General features: G+C 54.8%; 17 protein-coding genes. 10 read left to right on the top strand and 7 right to left on the bottom strand.

Annotated features, from left to right (window positions below; all coding sequences use genetic code 11):
• Positions 1 to 1,005 (top strand): substrate-binding domain-containing protein, encoded by a 1,005-nt coding sequence (locus NIM72_RS02820; RefSeq protein WP_161736560.1) that lies wholly within the window; start codon positions 1 to 3, stop codon positions 1,003 to 1,005.
• Between the two features lie 28 nt (positions 1,006 to 1,033).
• On the opposite strand, the gene NIM72_RS02825 is transcribed toward NIM72_RS02820, so the two are convergent.
• From NIM72_RS02825 to NIM72_RS02840, 4 genes are all read right to left on the bottom strand, one after another.
• Positions 1,034 to 2,224 carry a cytochrome P450 gene (locus tag NIM72_RS02825; protein ID WP_161736559.1) on the bottom strand — a complete coding sequence of 397 codons (1,191 nt, stop codon included), beginning with the start codon at positions 2,222 to 2,224 and terminating at the stop codon, positions 1,034 to 1,036.
• 22 nt (positions 2,225 to 2,246) lie between these two features.
• Entirely contained in the window at positions 2,247 to 2,792 is a 546-nt protein-coding gene (locus NIM72_RS02830) for a chorismate mutase (protein ID WP_161736558.1), read from the bottom strand.
• Positions 2,793 to 3,113: 321 nt separating this feature from the next.
• The gene (locus NIM72_RS02835; protein ID WP_253418553.1) at positions 3,114 to 4,286 is read right to left on the bottom strand and encodes a zinc-dependent alcohol dehydrogenase; all 1,173 of its coding nucleotides are present in this window, start codon (positions 4,284 to 4,286) and stop codon (positions 3,114 to 3,116) included.
• Positions 4,287 to 4,820, bottom strand: a complete 534-nt coding sequence (locus NIM72_RS02840; RefSeq protein ID WP_253418556.1) for an SRPBCC family protein — start codon at positions 4,818 to 4,820, stop codon at positions 4,287 to 4,289.
• Positions 4,821 to 5,035: 215 nt separating this feature from the next.
• Here NIM72_RS02840 and NIM72_RS02845 point away from each other — a divergent pair, with 215 nt between their 5' ends.
• On the top strand, positions 5,036 to 5,281 hold the full coding sequence (locus tag NIM72_RS02845; protein WP_161736555.1) for a hypothetical protein: 246 nt from the start codon (positions 5,036 to 5,038) through the stop codon (positions 5,279 to 5,281).
• Position 5,282: 1 nt separating this feature from the next.
• On the opposite strand, the gene NIM72_RS02850 is transcribed toward NIM72_RS02845, so the two are convergent.
• Positions 5,283 to 6,194 carry a GNAT family N-acetyltransferase gene (locus NIM72_RS02850; protein WP_161736554.1) on the bottom strand — a complete coding sequence of 304 codons (912 nt, stop codon included), beginning with the start codon at positions 6,192 to 6,194 and terminating at the stop codon, positions 5,283 to 5,285.
• 476 nt (positions 6,195 to 6,670) lie between these two features.
• On the opposite strand from NIM72_RS02850, the gene NIM72_RS02855 reads away from it, so the two are divergent.
• Both NIM72_RS02855 and NIM72_RS02860 read left to right on the top strand, forming a co-directional pair.
• Positions 6,671 to 6,880, top strand: a complete 210-nt coding sequence (locus NIM72_RS02855; RefSeq protein WP_061061018.1) for a hypothetical protein — start codon at positions 6,671 to 6,673, stop codon at positions 6,878 to 6,880.
• Positions 6,881 to 7,276: 396 nt separating this feature from the next.
• The gene (locus NIM72_RS02860) at positions 7,277 to 8,860 is read left to right on the top strand and encodes a diguanylate cyclase (RefSeq protein WP_161736553.1); all 1,584 of its coding nucleotides are present in this window, start codon (positions 7,277 to 7,279) and stop codon (positions 8,858 to 8,860) included.
• Between the two features lie 24 nt (positions 8,861 to 8,884).
• On the opposite strand, the gene NIM72_RS02865 is transcribed toward NIM72_RS02860, so the two are convergent.
• Positions 8,885 to 10,666, bottom strand: a complete 1,782-nt coding sequence (locus NIM72_RS02865; RefSeq protein ID WP_253418558.1) for a GGDEF and EAL domain-containing protein — start codon at positions 10,664 to 10,666, stop codon at positions 8,885 to 8,887.
• A 347-nt stretch (positions 10,667 to 11,013) separates the two neighbouring features.
• On the opposite strand from NIM72_RS02865, the gene NIM72_RS02870 reads away from it, so the two are divergent.
• From NIM72_RS02870 to NIM72_RS02880, 3 genes are all read left to right on the top strand, one after another.
• Complete coding sequence (locus NIM72_RS02870; protein WP_161736629.1) at positions 11,014 to 12,396, top strand: methyl-accepting chemotaxis protein; 1,383 nt, start codon at positions 11,014 to 11,016, stop codon at positions 12,394 to 12,396.
• A gap of 415 nt (positions 12,397 to 12,811) precedes the next feature.
• Positions 12,812 to 13,051 (top strand): transcriptional regulator, encoded by a 240-nt coding sequence (locus NIM72_RS02875; protein ID WP_161736630.1) that lies wholly within the window; start codon positions 12,812 to 12,814, stop codon positions 13,049 to 13,051.
• A gap of 427 nt (positions 13,052 to 13,478) precedes the next feature.
• The gene (locus NIM72_RS02880) at positions 13,479 to 15,608 is read left to right on the top strand and encodes a bifunctional diguanylate cyclase/phosphodiesterase (RefSeq protein ID WP_253418562.1); all 2,130 of its coding nucleotides are present in this window, start codon (positions 13,479 to 13,481) and stop codon (positions 15,606 to 15,608) included.
• Between the two features lie 59 nt (positions 15,609 to 15,667).
• On the opposite strand, the gene NIM72_RS02885 is transcribed toward NIM72_RS02880, so the two are convergent.
• Positions 15,668 to 16,246: a GNAT family N-acetyltransferase gene (locus NIM72_RS02885; RefSeq protein WP_222925672.1), complete on the bottom strand. Its 579-nt coding sequence runs from the start codon at positions 16,244 to 16,246 to the stop codon at positions 15,668 to 15,670.
• Positions 16,247 to 16,499: 253 nt separating this feature from the next.
• On the opposite strand from NIM72_RS02885, the gene NIM72_RS02890 reads away from it, so the two are divergent.
• The 3 genes from NIM72_RS02890 (at position 16,500) to NIM72_RS02905 (ending at position 19,556) form a co-directional block, all read left to right on the top strand.
• A complete protein-coding gene (locus tag NIM72_RS02890) occupies positions 16,500 to 17,069 on the top strand; it encodes a pyridoxamine 5'-phosphate oxidase family protein (protein WP_253418572.1) in 570 nt (189 codons plus the stop codon).
• Between the two features lie 276 nt (positions 17,070 to 17,345).
• Positions 17,346 to 18,809 (top strand): YsnF/AvaK domain-containing protein, encoded by a 1,464-nt coding sequence (locus NIM72_RS02895; protein WP_253418575.1) that lies wholly within the window; start codon positions 17,346 to 17,348, stop codon positions 18,807 to 18,809.
• 354 nt (positions 18,810 to 19,163) lie between these two features.
• Positions 19,164 to 19,556, top strand: a complete 393-nt coding sequence (locus NIM72_RS02905; RefSeq protein ID WP_222925669.1) for a type II toxin-antitoxin system HigA family antitoxin — start codon at positions 19,164 to 19,166, stop codon at positions 19,554 to 19,556.
• Positions 19,557 to 19,593 lie beyond the last annotated feature (37 nt).

The raw sequence follows: 19,593 nt of genomic DNA on the forward strand, positions 1-19,593 counted from the left end.
GTGAGAAAAACAAAACGCGTTACCATCAGTGATATCGCCGGGCTGGCCGGGGTTTCAAAAGCCACTGCCAGCCTGGTGCTCAACGGCCGTGGCGAAGAGTTACGGGTTGCGAAGGAGACGCGAGAGCGGGTTCTGACGCTGGCCCGCGAACACCATTATCAGCCCAGTATCCATGCGCGGATGTTGCACGATGCCCGCAGTCATACGCTGGGGCTGGTGGTACCGGAGATCACTAACCACGGTTTCGCTGCCTTTTCTCATGCGCTGGAAAATCTCTGCCGCGCGGCGGGTCTGCAGCTGCTGATCTCCTGTACCGACGAAAATGCCGGTCAGGAGAGGGTCGTAGTCAACAATCTGGTGGCACGTCAGGTCGACGGGCTGATTGTTGCCTCCAGTATGCTAACCGACAGCGACTATGTCAGTCTCAGCGAACAGCTGCCGGTGCTGCTGTTTGACCGCCACATGAACAACACGAAGCTGCCATGGGTCATCACCGATGCCGTGACGCCCACCGCTGAGCTGGTTGAAAAGCTGGCGCGCGCCTGTCCGGAGGAGATCTACTTTATGGGCGGACAGTCCAATCTTTCCCCGACCCAGGATCGTCTGGCGGGATTCAGAGAGGGGCTGGCGCGGGCGGGTGTGACGCTGCAGCCGGAGTGGATTATTCAGGGGAACTACCATCCCGGCAGCGGCTACGAGATGTTTGCCGCGCTATGTAAGCGACTGGGGCGTCCACCCAAAGCGATGTTCACTGCGGCCTGCGGCCTGCTGGAAGGGGTACTGCGCTACATGAGTGAGCACAACCTGCTGACCAGCGATATCCGCATCGCCAGTTTTGATGACCACTATCTCTATGATTCACTCTCGATTTCTGTCGACACTATAGAGCAGAATGTTCCGGCGCTCGCGCAGGCCTGTTTTTCTATGCTGACCACGATGATTGCCGGAAATGATCCAGCAGACAGCCAACTGGTGCTGCCCGCCACGCTGCGTCTGCGCGGTTAATCGCCGGGCGCAGCTGGCCCGGGCGGCTTTACCACTCGACCGGCAGTGCGCTGACACCGCGCAGGTTGGCTCTGTGGTTGCGGCGAACCCCGGCGGTTACCAGCCGCATGGCTGGCAGTCGGGTCAGCAGTACCTGTAACGCCACCTCCATTTCCGCCAGTGCCAGCCGGTAGCCCATGCAGTGATGTATCCCGCCACCGAATGCCAGGCAGCGTCCCTCATGCCGACGGATATTGACCCGCTCCGGCGAGGTAAAGACAAGCGGGTCGTGATTGGCTGCGCCCAGACTCAGAAAGAAGCGCGTTCCGGGCGGGATGAGCTGGCCTGCCACCTCAATCTCTTCCAGCGTCGTGCGGTAAAGCATCTGGACCGAACTGTCGTAGCGCAGACATTCCTGTATAGCATCGGGTATCAGCGCAAGATTCTGCTGCAGACATGCCAGTTCCTGCGGATGGTCATGCAAAGCCAGAATGGTATTACAGAGCATATTTGAGGTGGTCTCATGACCGGCAAGAAACAGAAGTATCACATTGGCGATGATCTCATCGTGACTTAGCCGGTCACCGTCGTTACCGCTACGCAGGAAAAGGGACACCAGATCACTGGCGCTGCTGTCACGGCGCGCGACGATCAGGGCGCTGAAGTAACTCTCCAGTACGGCAAACGCATCGGCGGCTTCAAGCAGATCTGTCTGGCTGATTTGCGGGTCGAAAACTTTGACCAGCACAGACGTAAGTCGACCCAGTTCAGGCGCATCCGACTCCGGGACTCCCAGCATCCTGCAGATAATGCGTACCGGTAGCGGAAAAGCGAATGCCTGGACTAAATCGCAGGTGCGAAGGCCTGCCAGTGCATCAACCAGATCATTGGCTATCGTCAGCGCCATCTCTCTGAGGGGATGAATCTCCCGGGCGCTGAACGCTTTCATGACCAGTGCTCTCAACCGGTTGTGGTCCGGCGGATTCAGCACCAGAAACATTCTGCCGATGCTCTGAAACAGCGGCATGTCGGCGGCGGCATCACCAAATCTTAACCTGACACTTTCTATATAATTCTTACCGACCCGCCGATCGTTCAGCAGGGCATCCACCACCGCGTGACTGCCGCTGATGATGATCTTATCCCCGGCTGGAATAAGCGGGCCCTGCCGATGGAGTTTCCGATAAAGCGGTAAGGGATTGTCAGCGTAGTCGGGGTTCATGAGTTCATGAAGCTGCATAGCTTACTCCAGGGCTTGAGGATTAATGCGAGCGCTGAATGCGGGCGAGAGAAGCGAAAAGGTTGTTTTTATCACTTTCGCTGAGGTGGGGGGCCGTGAGCTGTGACATCAGAAACACGTTGTCCTCCTGCGAGAAGCTACCGGTCATCAGGCGCTGGCTGATCGCAGCCAGGAGCTGGGTATCCAGCCGTTCAATCTGCTGCCGGGTCCCGGCCAGATCGGTGACGGATACGTCACTCTCCGGTGTTGAGAGCCAGTCAGCCCGATAGCGATACTGAATCGCTTTGCTGGCGTTCATCAGAGCCTGGACAAAAGGTTCAACCGATTGAGGTTCAAGTCCTGCCTGCTGCGCGTTATGCAGCATATTTTCCAGAACAACCTGCTCACGAGGCAGATCCTCAACAGGTAAATGATGCTGCGCCTTATAACCCGCCACAGCCTTCATGACCTGCATGCGTTCATTCAATGCGGTGGAAAGCGCGTCGAGTGATACGGAAGAAACCGAACCTGCGAAAACGTTGCTGCACATGAACAGTGAAGAGAGAAAAACCGCCACATATTGCGTCATTGGCCTGCTCCATAAATGAAAACTGGCACTAATTTACGCATGAAAAAATAACTTAGTGTGATTATTTTGTTTTCAAAATGTGAACAGGCAGAAGTGTCCGCATGGCGTTTGCAGGGATATGATTCAGATGTGTTTTTTTCACTTCACGTTCATAAAAAATTCATATCTGCATGGCGTTATGGTGGGTTAATTCAGATTCAGCCTGGCCGTGACAGGCTCTTATCATCTGTCTTTCAGCGTCCGAAAATAAGTGGGATTTTTGCCAGGGTTCAGGAAAGGTCTCGCCGGGCGGCAGCGCCGCCCGAATCGGTTTATGTGTTTTCAGGGTACGAACACGGCACGAACGCAGCCATCTTCTTTGTGTTTAAACATCTCATAGCCTCGCGGGGCCTCTTCCAGTGGAAAACGATGTGTCGCCATAAAAGCCGGATTAAGTTCATTTCTGGCAACATGCTCCAGCAGGCGATGCATGTAGCGTTGCCCGTGCTGCTGGGCGGTACGAATAGTCAGGTTTTTATTAATCATCAGCCCCAGCGGAAACTTATCCATCACGCCATACACCCCCAGAATCGCGATGTTGCCGCCTTTACGGCAGGCATATAACGCCTGGCGCAAGGCTGCACCGACATCCGTTTCCAGATGCAGCATCTGTTTGGTCTTGTCATAGACCTGACTTAATCCTTCACCGCGGGCTTCCATGCCGACAGCATCAATACAGCTGTCCGGGCCGCGCCCGCCGGTTAATTCCAGCAGCGCTTCGTTGATATCGACCTCGGTGTAATCCAGCGTGATGCTGCCTGCGAAGTCGCGTGCCATGGCCAGCCGTTCAGGATAGCGATCGATACCAATGACCTGATGCGCACCCATCAGCCAGGCGCTTTGCTGTGTCATCAGTCCGACACCGCCACAGCCCCAGACCCAGACCACTACGGTGTCACCCGGATGAATATTACAGAAGTCGGCACCCATATACCCGGTCGGCGTCGCATCGGAGAGGAACAGCGCCTGCTCATCGGTTACGCCTTCGGGCACGACGAAGCAATCATTGTCGGCAAAGGGCACGCGAACATACTCTGCATGTGAACCCGCATAACCGCCAAACGCGTGGCTGTAGGCGTAAATGCCGCCCGTGGCATGACCCAGCACCGTTTCGCCTTTCTCCCACTGCGGATGCGTATTGTCACAGCAGGAGGGCAACTGATGCTGGCAATACCAGCAGGAGCCACAGGAGATAAAAGAGGGCACCACTACCCGATCGCCGCGCCGGATATTTTTTACCGCACGGCCAACTTCAACGACCTCGCCCATGAATTCATGACCCAGGATATCGCCCTCCCGCATACTCGGGATCAGGCCGTCAATGACGTGCAGATCGGAGCCGCAGGTGGTGGTGAGCCTGACGCGAATAATGGCATCATGAGGATTGAGCAGACCCGGGTCGGCCACGGTTTCAACGCTTAAATCGTTGACGCCATTCCAGCAGAGTGCGCGCATTTATTTCTCCTTATCCTGACGTCCGCCATGATGACCCGCAGGCTGCCCGTGCAGGGTAGGAATCTCACCGGTTTCAGCCAGACTTTTAAAGCGATGTAACGCTTTGCTGGCCACCTCTTTTGGCAGCAGATCAAATAACGTTGTTACCTTTTTTCCCAGTGCGCCACCCGGCGGCGTGAACTGCAGAGTCAGAGCCAGCTCGGTGCCCCATTCCCCCGGCGCCGGGCGCAGTCGCAGTTCACCTTCGTTAGGAATGTCTGCATCCTCAAGCGAGCGCCAGGCAATAACTTCGCCTGGCTGCGCTTCAACAATGCGGGAATCCCAGCGGTAGTGCTTACCCAGTGGGCCCTCAATCTGCCAGTGTGCATCGCTTTTATTGACCGGTGTCACGCTGGCAAAGTGGCTCATAATGCGGGGCAGAGTATCGGGCTCAAGCCACAGGTTAAAAAGCTCGGTAGCGGGCAGGCCTACAGTAATCCAGCGCCGTAGCGTGAGGGTATTATCACTGGCGGTAATCAGAGATGTTGATGTCAAAATGTCCTCCGATAGTTCTCTCAGTGGAACAAAATCACTGATTTTGAGTTAAGAACAGCTGGCGGAATTTTGCGAGCGAAGCCGCGCCCTGCAGGGCTATAAAGCTTCTGCGATGCATGCCGGGTTATGCGAACAGAGAGGCGTCATGCCTGTCGGATAGTCGGTAGAATACGTGCCGCCAGTTTGGTCATTTTTAGCAGCAAAAAGAGGCAGATATGTCTGTAACTGAAACGTCAGCCAGGGGTGAAAATGTCGCGGAACTCGTCGGCCCCCTGGAAAAACAGGCGGCGAACCGTGCGGATGTCAACTGGCACGACGGTCTGCAAAGCAGAACCAGAATCGCACTGGAAAAAAGTAATCATGTGGTTGAGGCAAAACGGATCGGCGCAGAAGAGAGCCTGAACCTGAAGCTGCGTGTTTACAGCATTCAGCATAAATTGATTGAGCTGGCGCTGGGGTGATTTAAATGGCCCGCTGGTCCGCCCGTAAATCTGCTGGGGTAAAAAAGTGATATTTCAGCACGCAGCGCCGTCCGGCATTTTGCGCGCTTCGCAGAGAAGGCGTATTGCCGGGCAGAATGGTGCCGGTCAGCATCGCATGCTGACCACAGTAATGGTGAAGCTGCTGCAGCAGACGCTGTTGAGCGCGTGCAGCGAGTCCACGACCCTGATACACCGGCAGAATCACCTCATCCATGATCTGAAATCCCTCAATAAAAGCCAGTCGTCGCGGCACACAAATCATCAGCCCAGCCACCATGCCCTGCCAGAGGATCAGAAAAACATGCCCTCCGGCAATATCGTCCCGTAATTCCTGCCTGCTGGTGGCCATCAGCTGATCCCGCAGATGCGGAAGCGTGTGCCAGCTGGCACGATAAGCGCGGTTAATGGCGGAGCTACAGAGGGGATAATCTTTCCGGCAGGCCGTAATCAGCGAAATCTCTTCGTCGTCAGACGCGGAGTGTGAGCCTGGAACGCTAAGGTAAATCAGCTGATCGGTTATACCAATATCAGGATTGGTGGCAGGTAACAGAATACGCATCTTCAGCGGCTTGATCGTTTGCCACTCACGCATGATGGCGGCTGCGGCTGCGTAATCCAGTGCGCCATCACGGGCCACGATCTCAATAAAAGGCTGAGCGGGGTCGCCGCCGAGATAGCGCGGGCCGGTGAGAAAACGCTGGCCGTTAATCGTCAGTTCGCGCTGCAAAAATGTGTGCTGGGGCAGGCCGGTTTCACGCCAGGGGAAGGCGGCGGAGAAGTGATGATCGTGGCACAGGGCCTGCTGCTGAGTCAGCCAGCTGGCAAGCCAGTCGCTGAGACATTCAGATGAGACAGGCACAGTGCGGTAGAGCGATAACATATAATTCAGCATAAGATTCCTTATTGCCCGCCGTCAGTAATCTCCTGCCTCTCTGCGTACACTACAGAACCGTGCCGATAAGGCTGCTGAGAGTGTAAACGATACGTTCGCTTTATGACCATCACCATCGCATCGTTCAGCAGGAATATTTAACGTTTCATAACGGTTCCGGACCTGCCGCACACACGTTCTCATGCCGGAAATGGAGTCAGATAAACGTCATCCTCCTGTGCGCTTATTATTGCCGCCGGCTGTGCTGATTTAAAAAACAAAGAGTATTTCCCCGATTTTTGGCATGTTACGCAAACATGGTCAAATTAATTGATGTAATGGGGCTAAGTTGCCCAAAAATTAAATGAAAAATAAAAATATTCATTTTTTACGTAAATATGACGGAATCAGATAATCGGCGGCCGGTAAATGGATTATGCTAAACAGGCTGTTCAATAATTATAAGATTTACGATCTTTTTAACTCCCGGGGGTTATATGGTCCATATTGATTTATGTACCAAAGAGGGTGTGATGAAGGCTTATGCTTTCCAGACGCCCATGCAGGCGATGAACCTGCTGGACAAAATTAAAGATGATGAATTCCAATGGTTTAATCTGGAGTGGGAAGGGTGTCGCTTTACCTGCCCGCATCAGTTTATTAAAAGACTCAGCAGCCGTTCTTATATTAAGTCGTTCTGGCGTTAATCCGACCGCAATGATTAAGCCTGTGCCTGACTGCGTATTCATAACGCAGATTTAATTTAACTGTTTCCGAGCATTTCATTCACCATATTAAACGGGGCAGATTCTGCCCCGTTATTTTTCGTGCCTGCAGTACCTCACGCTGGCGCTCAGCAATAATAATGCACCTCACCTGAGACGGTCGCAGGTTAAACAGTTTCATTATTACTGCTTAATTATTTTAGGCTGCTGTTTATCAGTGCCTGAGAAATGCTCAACAAGGCCTTATGCAAGTGCGTACGGATTTGTCCTACACCCGGCAATGCATCGTGATCCACTGTAAATCCTCTTCTTTTCTTCCCTTGACGTTAAGCATCAACTGTTACACTCAGGTGATACTTCATCCGGATCCCGACTGCAATGCCCCATAAAAAAATGCGCCTTCGTTCGCTGCTGACTTTACTTTCCATTGGGGGCGTCATTCTGACCTCCGGTCTGTTGCTGAGTGCGCTGCTACTGTTTCAGAAGGCCAATATTGAAGACAGTCTGCTAGAAGGAAACATTGCCTATGCCCGTAAACTGGCCGATACCACCGATCGTTACCTGACGACAGCGCAACGGGAATTGGCCTGGAGTGCATCGCAGATCAAGAGCCTTAGCGATCTGAAGCAGCTAAAAGCAGAAACTGAGCGCCTGCGCATGCAGTCAGGCTTCTTCAACTCGGTGGTAGTGGTTAACCATGATGCCATCATTGCGGCAACCTCACCGGATAGCCTGAATCTGACAGGCATGAAACTTCACTCAGCAGCCAGTCTGCAGGCTATTACGACCCGTAAGCCCTTTATCTCCGCGCCCTTTACCTCTGCCGCCGGAAACTATGTGGTGTTTTTATCTCAGCCGCTGTTCAGCGAAGAGGGGGGCTATCTGGGTTATATCGGCGGCACCATTTATCTAAAAAAACAGAGCATGCTGAGCGAAATCCTGAGCCAGCATTTTTATACTAAAGGATCGACGGTCAGCGTGGTCAGCAATGAGGGGCTGATTATTTTCAGTCATGACCCGACGCTTGTCGGAACAAAGATGCTGCTGAGTCTGGCCCTGCAGAAGCGCCTGTCCACCACGGAAAGTGGACATTTTACCCTGGAAAATGGAGGGCAAAGCTATCTGACCGGCTATGGCACGCTGCAGAAAACCGGCTGGAACGTATTTATTACTGGCACCTCTGAAACGGTCAGGCATATTCTGCTGCGCACGGCGGAAAGCGCCATTTGGTTCGTTCTGGGCATTATTCTCCTGACGGCCAGCGTCATCGCGTTTATGGCGGGTCGGATCGCTTCGCCACTGGAAAAGCTGGCGGACAGAGTGCGGGATGGCGGCAGCGAAGCACAGGCGGAGTCACTCGCTACTGTCAAAACCTGGTATTACGAGGCTGACCGGCTCAAAGAAGCGGTGCAGGAGCATCGCCATGCCGTGGCAGGCCATCTGGCTGCGCTTAACGATGAGGCGATGACCGATCCGCTGACCGGGCTTTGCAACCGTCGCGGATTTTCGGCGCTGGCGGCGCAGGCAGACAGTGAGCATGAACAGTGTGTCATCGCAATTGATATTGACCATTTCAAGAAGATCAATGACTGGTATGGGCATGACGCGGGCGATGCGGTTCTGGTGAATCTGGCGGCGTTGCTGCGTCAGGCCTGCCGCACCGGCGATATCGTCAGCCGGTTTGGTGGCGAGGAATTTATACTGCTGCTGCCACACACGACGCTGGCCGATGCTGCCCGTACCGCGGAACGCATCCGCGAGACGGTCTGCGCCACCACCTTCCCGTTCGCCGGGGCGATGACCATATCAGCAGGCGTGGCTTCACGGGATGACCAGAGTCGCGATCGCGAGGCGCTGCTGCGCCGGGCGGATGAAGCGCTTTACGAAGCAAAAGCGGCCGGCCGCAATACGGTGATCATTGCCGGGCCGGACGGATTCAGTACGCCTGAGTCTGCCAGATAAGATTGCGGGGCAGGGAAGTCAGGATCAGCACTTACTGCGTAATCGCCAGCCAAGCCACTCATCCAGCGCCGCTTCCGGTAGCGGCCTGGAGTAGAAAAATCCCTGGGCCTGGTCGCAGCCGAACTCAGTCAGCGCCGTAACGGTTTCCGCATTCTCCACGCCTTCGGCCAGCACCATGTAATCAAGGTCTTTGAGCATTGCAATAATACTGCGGGCAATAACACGCGATGCCGTGTCAGACGAAATTTCGCTGATCAGTGAGCGGTCCAGCTTGATCACATCCAGCGGCATGCGCCGCAGATAACTGATGTTACTGTAGCCGGTACCGAAGTCATCCAGTGAAATACCAAATCCCCGTAGCTTCAGCATCTCAAGCCCCTGCATCGCGGTCGGGCTTTCCAGAATCCGTTCCGTTTCCAGACACTCAATGCCCAGCAGCGAAACCGGCAGCTTCGCTCTTAGCATCTGTTCTTCCAGTTCGTCAGCAAAACCGTCACGGGAAAAATCGCTGCTGCTGACGTTAATGGTGATGGGCAGCTGAATATAGCTGTCGCGAAGACGGGCAAGGCGGGCGATGGCGTGCTCTATGACCCAGGCGGTCAGTTCGGTAAGCAGTTGGGTTTGCCTGGCAACGGGCAAAAACTGCGCAGGCGAAAGTTCGCCGCGCTGGGGATGCTGCCAGCGGATCAGCGCTTCCAGTCCTATCGGCTTACCGCTGTGAAGGCAGATTTTCGGCTGCCAGGCGAGCCATAACCCTTTATCTTCGCGAATGGCAGTGGCCAGGTCATGCATCAGGGTGAAATCCTGGGTATGGCGCGTATCCGTGGCTTCACTGAACGGCATTGAGGCAACGTTGCGGGTAATGGCTTCGTGCAACGCGCTGACTGCCCGCCGCAGGATCTCCTGGGCAGGCAATTCACCCGTGTTGAAACTTGCCTCACCGGTATGGGTCATCAGCGCAACCGACAGCCCATCACCAAGATCGGCGCTGATCCCGGCCAGCTTATTGGCCACCCAGCTGGCAGTGAGTCTGCTCTCCTGCCGTGTCAGCAAGGCAAAGCGTCCGGTTGCTACGGTGTAAAGCATTTCTCCTGGGGCAGGGCGCAGACGCAGCGGCAGCAGTGTCGCCACATCCTTCAGCAGGCTCTCAACCGGCCCCATGCCCATTGAGCGTGCCAGTTCGTAGGCACGCGGCATATCGATACAGTCAATCAGCACCAGCCGCCGTGGCGTGGTGTCTCCGGAGGTCGCAAGGAACTGCAGGTCGCGGATCAGACGCTGACGATTGGGCAGGCCAGTTACCGGGTCGGCAAAGCCAGCCGAGTACCAGGCGTCAAGAAAGGACATCACCAGCGCTGCGAGCATTTTCAGCATTGTTACCTGATCGTCACTGAAGCGATGAGGTGCCGTGTCGGTAACGCAGAGCGTACCCAGAATCAGACCGGTACTGCTTTTAAGCGGCACGCCAGCATAGAAACGGATAAAAGGCGCGCTGGTAATCAGCTTATGGTCAGCAAAGCGGCTATCAAGCAGGGTATCAGGCACCACCACGGTGCTGTCACTGTCCACGGCGTGCCGACAGAGCGAGTCCTGTCGCGTGGAATGAGTGAGTGTGAAATTGTGCGCCGCTTTGACGTGCTGCATCTCATCATCCAGAACGGAGATAAAGCTGCCGGGAATACCAATGGCCTGGCTGGCCAGTCGGACGAACTGTCGCAACACATCGTCACGACTCTCGTCGTTACTGCGCAGCGCGTGCAGGGTTCGCGTACGGCAATCGTCGCCGCCGCTAAGGCTCATGAGCATGAATTCCTCCGCACCGTCTGGTTACGGAGCGAAATTAAACAGAAAAATTGAAGGTTATAGCGTCATGACTACAGACTATTTATGTAAAAAGAAAGAGCCATGACGATTTATTTTTTATTACACCGCCTGCCAGACCTGAACAGAATAGCAAATCACTTTTCTTTAACGAAATATTTTAAGAATGACGATTCTATTATTTTGTCGTTAAAAACTTTTAATTTACGAAATATCCTGCCAGGATAGTAAGCACAAACATAGCGTGCTATATAATAACGCATTAAAGTAGATGACATAACTTATTTTTGTTTAATTTTAACTACACCAATGACAACATCGGGGAAAACCTCATGAACTCACTCAGGCATTTCACTATTCGCCGCGTTGTGCTGTGGATAATGATCGTCTCACTGGGCGTGGTCGCGCTGGCAGGTGGCTACAGCAGTCAGATCGTGCGGGACATCTTTCGTCAGACCGATCGCTCAGCCGTGCTGACGCAGCAGCTAAGTTTTCTGACGCACAGCGCTCTTGTCATGCAGGGCGGAACAGGCGCAGATAAAAATGGCCTGATCGCCTTAACGCCGGCCAGTGCTGACTGGGATAGCTTTCGCGCAGCACTTACGACCTCACCCTCAGAGTATGCAACGGTTACCCGCGCGAAGCTGGATAGCGTGACGCAGCAGCTGGCACAAAATCAGGCTCTTCTTAACGCTGACCGGCGTCAGCTCGAGCGCGTACTGCTGGCGGCACTGCTGGCAGCATTCGCGTTGCTGCTGTTCTGCGACCGCTATCTGGTCGTCCATCTGGTGCGTCCGGTCGGTAAAATCCGCGGTCATTTAAAAATTATTGCCGGAGGTGATCTGACGCGTGAGCCGGAAGATCTGGGTCGCAACTGCGTCGGGCAACTGGTGCCGTTGGTGAAAGAGATGCAGCACAGTCTGTTGCAGACGGTCAGCGCTATTCACGACAACGCAGCCATTCTTCATCGTGAGGCTGGCGACATCGCGGCGGGTAACGCCGATCTCTCCGACCGGACCTCCACTCAGGCCGCTGCGCTGGAACAGACCGCCGCCAGCATGGAAGAGATCACGGTTACCGTGCGTCACAATGCACAGAATGCCCGTGAAGCGCGTGAACTGGCTGCCAGTACCACGGATACGACCCATCAGGGCGTGGAGCTGGTTCAGCGGGTGACGGCAGCCATCACCAGCATCGCACAGGGATCAGAGAAAATCCGGGAGTTCACCACCACCATTAATGGCATCGCATTTCAGACCAATATTCTGGCGCTCAACGCCGCCGTAGAGGCCGCCCGTGCGGGCGAGCAGGGCCGTGGTTTTGCGGTGGTTGCCAGTGAGGTACGTTCACTGGCACAGCGAAGTGCTGCAGCCGCGAAGGAGATCGAAGAGCTGATAGCCGATACCGAGGCACGCGTGGATGATGGCCGACGCGCAGCAGAGAGTGCAGGAACGACTATGGAAGCCGTGCTGCGCGGTGTGGGTGGCGTCAATGAACTGATTGGACAGATTGCGCTGGCTTCGGATGAGCAGAGCAAAGGAATTGCCCAGGTCACCGTGGCGGTGGCTGAACTTGATCGCGTGACACAGCAGAATGCAACGCTGGTCCAGCAGGTTTCGGCAACAGCAGGCAGCCTCAGTGGACAGACTGAAACGCTGGGCAGCGTCATTACCCGCTTCACCCTGCCGCTTCATGCTGTCGGAGTGGCAAACTGACGTGTTATACCGATGAAAAACAAGAGGCTGTGCGGATGCCGGTCAGGCATAGCCTGATGGGCCATTTTATTCATCCGGAGATAACGGCTCTGTAAAATAAAATAGCCGTTAATATTCACTCTTTTTTTATCGCTGAATGAAACGGTCGTTTTTAAAGACGGTGGTGAATGTTAACCACGGGCTGAGCATTATCACTATTCAGAACAGCGATGATTATTTTTAGTGCGCAATAATTATCCGGTTCACGAAATAAATTTAATTACAGTTTATACCTGTGGTTATACCTGAGCTTTACGCTTTCCTGACGATTGCGGATTGCCGCGCATTCAAAGCTTAACTCAAATTTATGTGTTGGCCACAGGTGAATTCGGTTGTCTGGCCATCTCACCGGGGCACCGTATGCGGAGCGTTTCATATGGGAAATCAGATTTTACAGCGGCCTGTTGCCGTTCAGCATAACGTACGTGAGCTGCGTCTTGCGGCCGGTCTTTCGCAGGAGATTGCAGCTGAACGCTTCGACCTTAGCCAGCGAGTCTGGCAGACCAAAGAAGCATCCAAAAATCCTGCCCTGCTCAGCCAGGGAGAATATGAACTGCTGATGCTGCTGGCAGGAGAGCATCCGCACTTCGAACTGGTTCCAAAGCTTAAAAAGTAAGGCGTTCTGCCGCTATTTTCCGCTGAAGTTAACGTATTTCAGGCCGATATAAAGAGCTAAGCGAAGCGCATTATTTCGCGCGTCTTATCTGCTCTGGCAGGATTGTTCTGGCATGGTCCGTTATTAACCATCGTACCGTCACGATCTCACTGCCTGGCATAACGTATTAACCGGCATCCCGCTGTCTGTGATGCCGGCTTTATCGGGCTCATGGCGGCGGGCTTTTGCTGCAGAGTTCACTGACGGGCCTTTCTTCCGGCAGCGGGTCGGCAGCCAGTTCTGCGCGTCCTGTCTGATTGAACGTGTCCTCTTCATGCTGCGTCATGCCGGCCACAGCAGATAACATCAGAGGGGATTTACGCTGAAACGTCCAGTTTATCATGATGCCGAGGCGGCTCGCCTTGATGCACTTAAGCAGTATCATCTGATGGATTCACCGCCGAGCGATGCGCTGGATCGCCTTACCACGCTTGCCGCGCGACTGTTCCGCGTACCGGTTGCGTTTGTATCGCTTATTGATGAGAAGCGACAGTTTTTCGCTTCACGGTACGGTTTGAATATTTCCGGTACATCGCGCAACGTCGCCTTCTGCCACCATACGCTGGCGCAGGGCGATATCCTCTGCGTGCCCGATACGCTGAAAGATCCCCGCTTCCGCGACAGTCCGCTGGTTCATGGCTACCCCTTTATCCGCTTTTATGCCGGGATCCCGCTCTCAACGCCGGATGGTCATCATATTGGCACCGTCTGCCTGACCGACACGCATCCGCGCGATCTGCTGACTTCAGAAGATCGGAAGCATCTGGCCGATATAGCTGCGCTGGTGATGGATCGCATGGAGATGCATCGTCTGGAGTTACTGCGCTACACCAGTCAGCAGCGGCTTCAGGCAATCTCATCCACCTCACCCGACGCCATTGTCTGTACGGACCTGCGGCGCGGCATCACCTTCTGGAATCCGGCAGCCACTGCTCTCTTCGGCTACAGCGCAGAGGAGATGAGAGGTCAGTATGTCAGCGAGCTGATCCCGGCGCGCTGCCAGACTGACTACCGTAACGAGCTGGCCCGGATTACCTCAGACGAAGCGGCTATCTCTCATCCTCGTTCGTTGCAGATATGGGGCGTCACGCGTGACGGCCGTGAATTCCCGGCAGAAGTCTCTTTTTCGGGCTGGCGTGAAGAGGGCGAGCGGCTGGTGGGCATGATCATCCGTGACGTCACGGCCCGCTATGAAAGTGAGGCGCGTCTCTGTGAGCTGGCTTCTCTGGATATGCTGACGCGACTCGCCAGCCGTAGCGCGTTCATGGATCAGGTCGGGCAACTGACCAAAGCGGGCGTTCCCTACACCTTACTGATGACCGATCTTGATGGTTTCAAAGAGGTGAACGATACGCTGGGACATGCAGCAGGCGATGCGCTGCTGTGTCACGTTGCCGAGCAGATTCGTGCGGTGTGTACCGGTGCCGTGACGGCTGCGCGGCTGGGCGGCGATGAATTTGTGATCCTGCTGGCGGGCGGCAGCGCTGAGGCGGCGATTACGGCGGAAAAACTGATTGCGGCCGTACAGACGCCGTTCCGCTATCACGACTCGCCGGTTGTGGTCGGTGCCAGCACCGGTATCGCTTCCTACCCGGATCACGGTCGCGATCCCTCTGCGGTGATGTCCGCCGCTGATCTGGCACTCTACCGTGCCAAAGCCTCAGGCAAAGGCTGCAGTATCCTGTTTATGCCCGAGTTTCGTGAAGCGGAGCAGCAGCGTCGCCGTTTCGAGCGCGAACTGGAAACGGCGGTGCGGCAGCAGCAGTTCACACTTTACTATCAGCCCCGCTTCGACGTGGAGAGTGGAAAGCTGGTGGGTTGCGAGACGCTGGTACGCTGGCAACACCCGACACGTGGGCTGCTGTTGCCTGCCGACTTCATCGGCATGCTGGTTAAAAGCCCGCTTTCCGTAACGCTGGGGGAATGGATCATCCGCAGTGCCCTGGCACAGGTCCGGCAGTGGCAGGTGCGATCCCCCGAGCTTCGCGTCAGCATCAATCTTTTTCCGCGTCAGCTGACAGGGAACAGCCTGGAAACCGTTATACGCGAGAGTGCCGGCGGCGATGCGGGTTTTGTTGAGCTGGAAGTGGATGAACCTCTGCTGGCTGTGCTGGTGCAGGATATGCCGGTTCAGGTTGAAGCGGTGCGCCGGACCGGTGCCTCATTTATCATTGATCATTATGGACGCACGCTGGGGGCCATTAATTTGCTGCGCCACAGCTTTGTGGCAGGTTTCAAAATCGACAAGTCGCTGACGCACGAGCTCAACTCCAGCATGCGGGTGCGAATGATGTTCCGATCTATCACCGCACTCGGCAAAAGTCTGGGTATTCGGGTGGCTGCTGAAGGGGTTAAAGACAAAGAGCAGATCGCCTTTGTCACGTCAGCCGGATGTCACATTATGCAGGGCAATGGCCTGTGCCGGCCACTGACACCGGCGGACTTTGAAGCGATGCTGTACGGCGAGGAGCATTCTGTGCCCGCTGTTGCCAGCGGTTACGATGTCACATTACCCTGAACCCTCTGACCCTGGCAGTCGAAGAAAGGGGACGATCGACGCCCGTCTGTCTGTCCGGGTCAGCGAACGGGCCGGTACGCCTGTTTCAGTAATCCGAAAATCCAGTCATCCTGCCACTGACCATTGAGGAAGAAATTCTGCCGCAGAGTGCCTTCCTGAATAAAGCCTGCGGAGAGCAGCGTGCGGCGAGAGGCGACATTGCCAGCCGTCACCGTTGCGGTCATTTTGCGGTAACCCTGTTGCTCAAAGCAGAAGGCGATAATGGCATGCAGCGACTCGCTGCCGTAGCCTTTGCCCTGTGCCTCCGTGGCCAGAATAAATCCGGACTCCGCAACACCTCCTCCACGATCGATAAATCCGCAGAAGCCAGCAGGATGACCCGTCGTTTTTTCCTCAATGACCAGGCAAAGCCAGTGTGTGCAGCCTTTGTACCAGGCTGGCAGGCGTACGTCGAATGACAGGGTTCGGATCTCTTCAGCACTGCGCGGATCGCTGATGTACTTCATCACCGATCTGTCCTGACTGAGCGCAAGATAAAAGGGCCAGTCTTCCTGTTTCAGTGGCCGATAGGTCAGGCGTGGCGAGGTGACATCAATGGGCATTTCTGGCCGAACTTCAGCGGACTTTTCAGCAGACATAGTGCCATTCCCTGCGGACAAGACGGTAAGGTGATGGCGCAAAGATAGCACGGAGCGGCAGACTGATGGCACGTGCGTTCGCGACTTTGCGAGGCGTTTCGCAATCCCGCGGCAGTCTCACCCTGCGCGATATTACCCGGCGACTCGCGGATCATATTTTCCTGTCAGAGCGGAGCGGGCAGGCCATCTGCTCACATCATTGCTACGCTTTTAGCGAGATGGCTGACTTTGTCCCTGATGAGAGTAATTTCCAATGGATCTGAAAACTTTTGAAATAGCCTGCTGGGCAGTACTGACAGAGGCTGCCGCCGATCCGCAGGCTGGATTTCGTTATCTGACGCTCGCTACCGTGGATGCTGCACAACGGCCTCAGGCACGTACTGTGGTACTGCGCGAGTGCCATGATGTACGCCGGACGCTGACCTTTTATACCGATGTGCGTAGTCCAAAGTGGCAGGAGATGGCGGCGAATCCGCAAGTCACCGTGCTGGGATATTGCCATCAGCGTCGCCTGCAGCTGCGTCTGGCAGGGCGGGTTGCGTGTTATGCGGCGGGAAGTGATGTTGCCCGGGCAGCCTGGCGTGCGTTACCGCAGCACACGCGGCAGACGTATATCGCCGGGCCGCCGGGAGAAGCGCTGGCCCCCGCTCACGAGACACCTGTCGCGACGGCAGCGGAAACTGGCGAATCGCGTTTTGGCGTAATGATTGTGCAGGTCAACATGCTGGATGCGTATCAGCTTCAGCGCAATGAAAATCCGCGCGCACTGTTTCACTATCCTGCCCATGGCGAACGGCAGGAAAGCGGATGGATCAACCCCTGAGGTGAGGCACGCCAGGCGTGACCACTGCCTGACCCCTTCTCTTTGGCTCACCTGAAAACAGAGATTTCACTGCTATTGACCCTGAGATCCTCTTTTTATCTGCCGCATCGCTTATCCGATTTTAGCGCCATGTTATCTTCACATCGCGGCATATTTCTGCTTTTTTCTTTCCTTTGTCATTGTTTGTGCCAGGCTTTAACTAACCGAAAAGCAGACACTTATGCTCAAGGTCAGGGAAAGTACAAATGATCGCTCTGTATCACAGGCAGGTTAACCATGAATAATCAACCTCCTGAAAAACCAGGATCAGAGAGTAGCGAACAGGTCTTAAGTCTGGCGGAGGAAACCGTTGAGGTCTCGAAACAGCGGGTCATCGACGGTCATGTCAGAGTCACCCGCCAGGTTACTGAACATCAGCAGAAAATTGCGCTGATGCTCCGGCAACAGACGGCGGACGTTCAACGCATTCCTAAATCGGAGCGGCTGACTGAGATGCCGGCGATCCGTGAAGAAAATGGCGTCCTGATTATTCCGATTGTCAAGGAAGAGGTCGAGATCGTCCGTCATCTGGTGCTGAAAGAGGAGTGGCACATTCGCAAAGTCGTCAGCGAGGTGGAGATAGAACAGATTGTCTCCCTGCGCCGGCAGCAGGCTCATCTGACCCGAATACCCTATTCAGAGCCATCCGAATCCATCACCGAGGAACACAACATGGCGCGTGAAACAATTGTAACAATGTTCAGCAATATCTCACTGGCAGAAGGTGCAAAGCGTAACCTGATTAAGGCCGGGTTCCTGGATGATGACATTGATATCATCTCCGGTGAGCGGCTGCGCACTGAAGGTCATGAAGCCCGTCATCCGGGCTTCTGGCAGCGCCTGTTTGGCAACACGCTGGAAGAGGATCAGGCTGAAGTCTATGAAGATGCGATGCGTACCGGCGGTGTAGTGCTGTCGCTGCGGGCCGATGAAGATGAGTTACCTCGTGCCCTGGGCATCCTTGATGCCCATGAAGAGCTTACCGAGCGCAGTGCCGCACGGCCTGATGACTATGCGACTGATGATGGCCTGACAGCGCCCGCCAGTGGAACGCTTCAGGATAAGGGTGCCATCGATCCGCTCCATACCGATCCTGCCCAGCGCAGCGCGGCGCGTACAGCCCTGACCGGTGATGAGAGTGACGAGGATGTGCTGCGTCTGGCCGAAGAGCGACTGGAAGTAGGTAAACGACTGGTTAGCGAAGGTTCAACCCGCGTGCGCCGCTACACTGTCACCGATCAGGTCTCAGAAAATGTCTCGCTGCATGAGCAGCACGCCGCAATCTTCCGTCGTCCGGTGAATGAATCAGGATCACCTACTCATGTTGACTGGTCTGAAAAAACGATTGAAGTGGAAGAGACGCATGAGCAGCCCGTGATTAATAAGACCGCGGAGATCATTGAAGAGGTGGTGTTACGTAAAGAGACAAGCGATCGGGTTGAAACCATTAACGATTCGGTACGCCGTCAGGAAGTGGATATTGACCATGCCAGTACAGATCCTCTCGGCGCAGACCGGCTGACCGGGAATCGTACTGTGGCCGATCCGTTACTTGAAAGCACGCGTCAGGCGCGCGCTGACGACAGCCGTCCGGTAACGCCAGGCAGCGAACCTGCGCATAAAGAGGGTTTCGCGGAAAAAGCCGGTGATAAAATCGCCGAAGCAAAAGAGAAGGTCGAAGATAAGTTTAAAAAACCGTAATGCTGTCGCGGTGATATTCATCTTTCAGGTCTGAAAAAACCCGTCGCTGACGGGTTTTTTTTACGTGTAGAGTAATTTTGAATTAAATCTCCGGCGCGGGATCGCCTTTCAGTCTTTTTGGCCCGAAATGACCATTATGTGTGCCTGCCTGCCAGCGAAACGTTCACAAGCGGCGCTGAACACCTGGACGCGATTTTTGTGCTCATGTGCTTGGTTTCTGCTGAGCGTGCAATGATACAGCCATCATCTTAAGATAAAACGACGTACGGTTTACAGGTTTCAGGCGGTCTACATAAAGTTTGCAGGAACGCATGCTGAATACGGCAGGGTAAACGCAAATACGGTAAAAATGTGATGACTTATAAAATCAAACCGATTCACAGTGAAGCAGATTATGAAGCCGGTCTGGCCGCCGTATCTCTCCTGTTCGACAATGAGCCAGAACAGGGAAGTGAAGCCGGTGACTTTCTGGAAGTTTTGATCCTGCTTATCGAAAAATATGAGCAGGAACATTATCCGATTGAGGCACCTGATCCAGTGGAGGCGATTAAATTCCGCATGGAGCAGATGGGGCTAACAGCGAAAAACCTGGTGTCGGCAATTGGACGCATGAACCGCGTCTATGAGGTACTGAATCATAAGCGTGCGCTGACGCTGCCGATGATCCGGAACCTGCATAAAATGTTCAATATTCCGCTCGCATCACTCGCAGGCGCAGCTCAATCCGACAGGATGAGCGTCCGGTAACTAAAGCCCGCCCTGCGCGGGCTTTTTTATGTGCTGT

The sequence above is a fragment of the Pantoea sp. B550 genome, from assembly GCF_024158165.1.
Lineage (GTDB): Bacteria > Pseudomonadota > Gammaproteobacteria > Enterobacterales > Enterobacteriaceae > Pantoea > Pantoea alfalfae.

What these genes read in the sequence shown, in the direction of transcription:
- NIM72_RS02845 (WP_161736555.1), top strand. Translation starts at nt 5,036, where the DNA reads ATGTCTGTAACTGAAACGTCAGCCAGGGGTGAAAATGTCGCGGAACTC.
- NIM72_RS02880 (WP_253418562.1), top strand. Translation starts at nt 13,479, where the DNA reads ATGGATTCACCGCCGAGCGATGCGCTGGATCGCCTTACCACGCTTGCC.
- NIM72_RS02895 (WP_253418575.1), top strand. Translation starts at nt 17,346, where the DNA reads ATGAATAATCAACCTCCTGAAAAACCAGGATCAGAGAGTAGCGAACAG.
- NIM72_RS02835 (WP_253418553.1), bottom strand. Translation starts at nt 4,286, where the DNA reads ATGCGCGCACTCTGCTGGAATGGCGTCAACGATTTAAGCGTTGAAACC.
- NIM72_RS02860 (WP_161736553.1), top strand. Translation starts at nt 7,277, where the DNA reads ATGCCCCATAAAAAAATGCGCCTTCGTTCGCTGCTGACTTTACTTTCC.
- NIM72_RS02850 (WP_161736554.1), bottom strand. Translation starts at nt 6,194, where the DNA reads ATGCTGAATTATATGTTATCGCTCTACCGCACTGTGCCTGTCTCATCT.
- NIM72_RS02825 (WP_161736559.1), bottom strand. Translation starts at nt 2,224, where the DNA reads ATGCAGCTTCATGAACTCATGAACCCCGACTACGCTGACAATCCCTTA.
- NIM72_RS02905 (WP_222925669.1), top strand. Translation starts at nt 19,164, where the DNA reads ATGACTTATAAAATCAAACCGATTCACAGTGAAGCAGATTATGAAGCC.
- NIM72_RS02870 (WP_161736629.1), top strand. Translation starts at nt 11,014, where the DNA reads ATGAACTCACTCAGGCATTTCACTATTCGCCGCGTTGTGCTGTGGATA.
- NIM72_RS02875 (WP_161736630.1), top strand. Translation starts at nt 12,812, where the DNA reads ATGGGAAATCAGATTTTACAGCGGCCTGTTGCCGTTCAGCATAACGTA.
- NIM72_RS02885 (WP_222925672.1), bottom strand. Translation starts at nt 16,246, where the DNA reads ATGTCTGCTGAAAAGTCCGCTGAAGTTCGGCCAGAAATGCCCATTGAT.
- NIM72_RS02855 (WP_061061018.1), top strand. Translation starts at nt 6,671, where the DNA reads ATGGTCCATATTGATTTATGTACCAAAGAGGGTGTGATGAAGGCTTAT.
- NIM72_RS02865 (WP_253418558.1), bottom strand. Translation starts at nt 10,666, where the DNA reads ATGCTCATGAGCCTTAGCGGCGGCGACGATTGCCGTACGCGAACCCTG.
- NIM72_RS02830 (WP_161736558.1), bottom strand. Translation starts at nt 2,792, where the DNA reads ATGACGCAATATGTGGCGGTTTTTCTCTCTTCACTGTTCATGTGCAGC.
- NIM72_RS02890 (WP_253418572.1), top strand. Translation starts at nt 16,500, where the DNA reads ATGGATCTGAAAACTTTTGAAATAGCCTGCTGGGCAGTACTGACAGAG.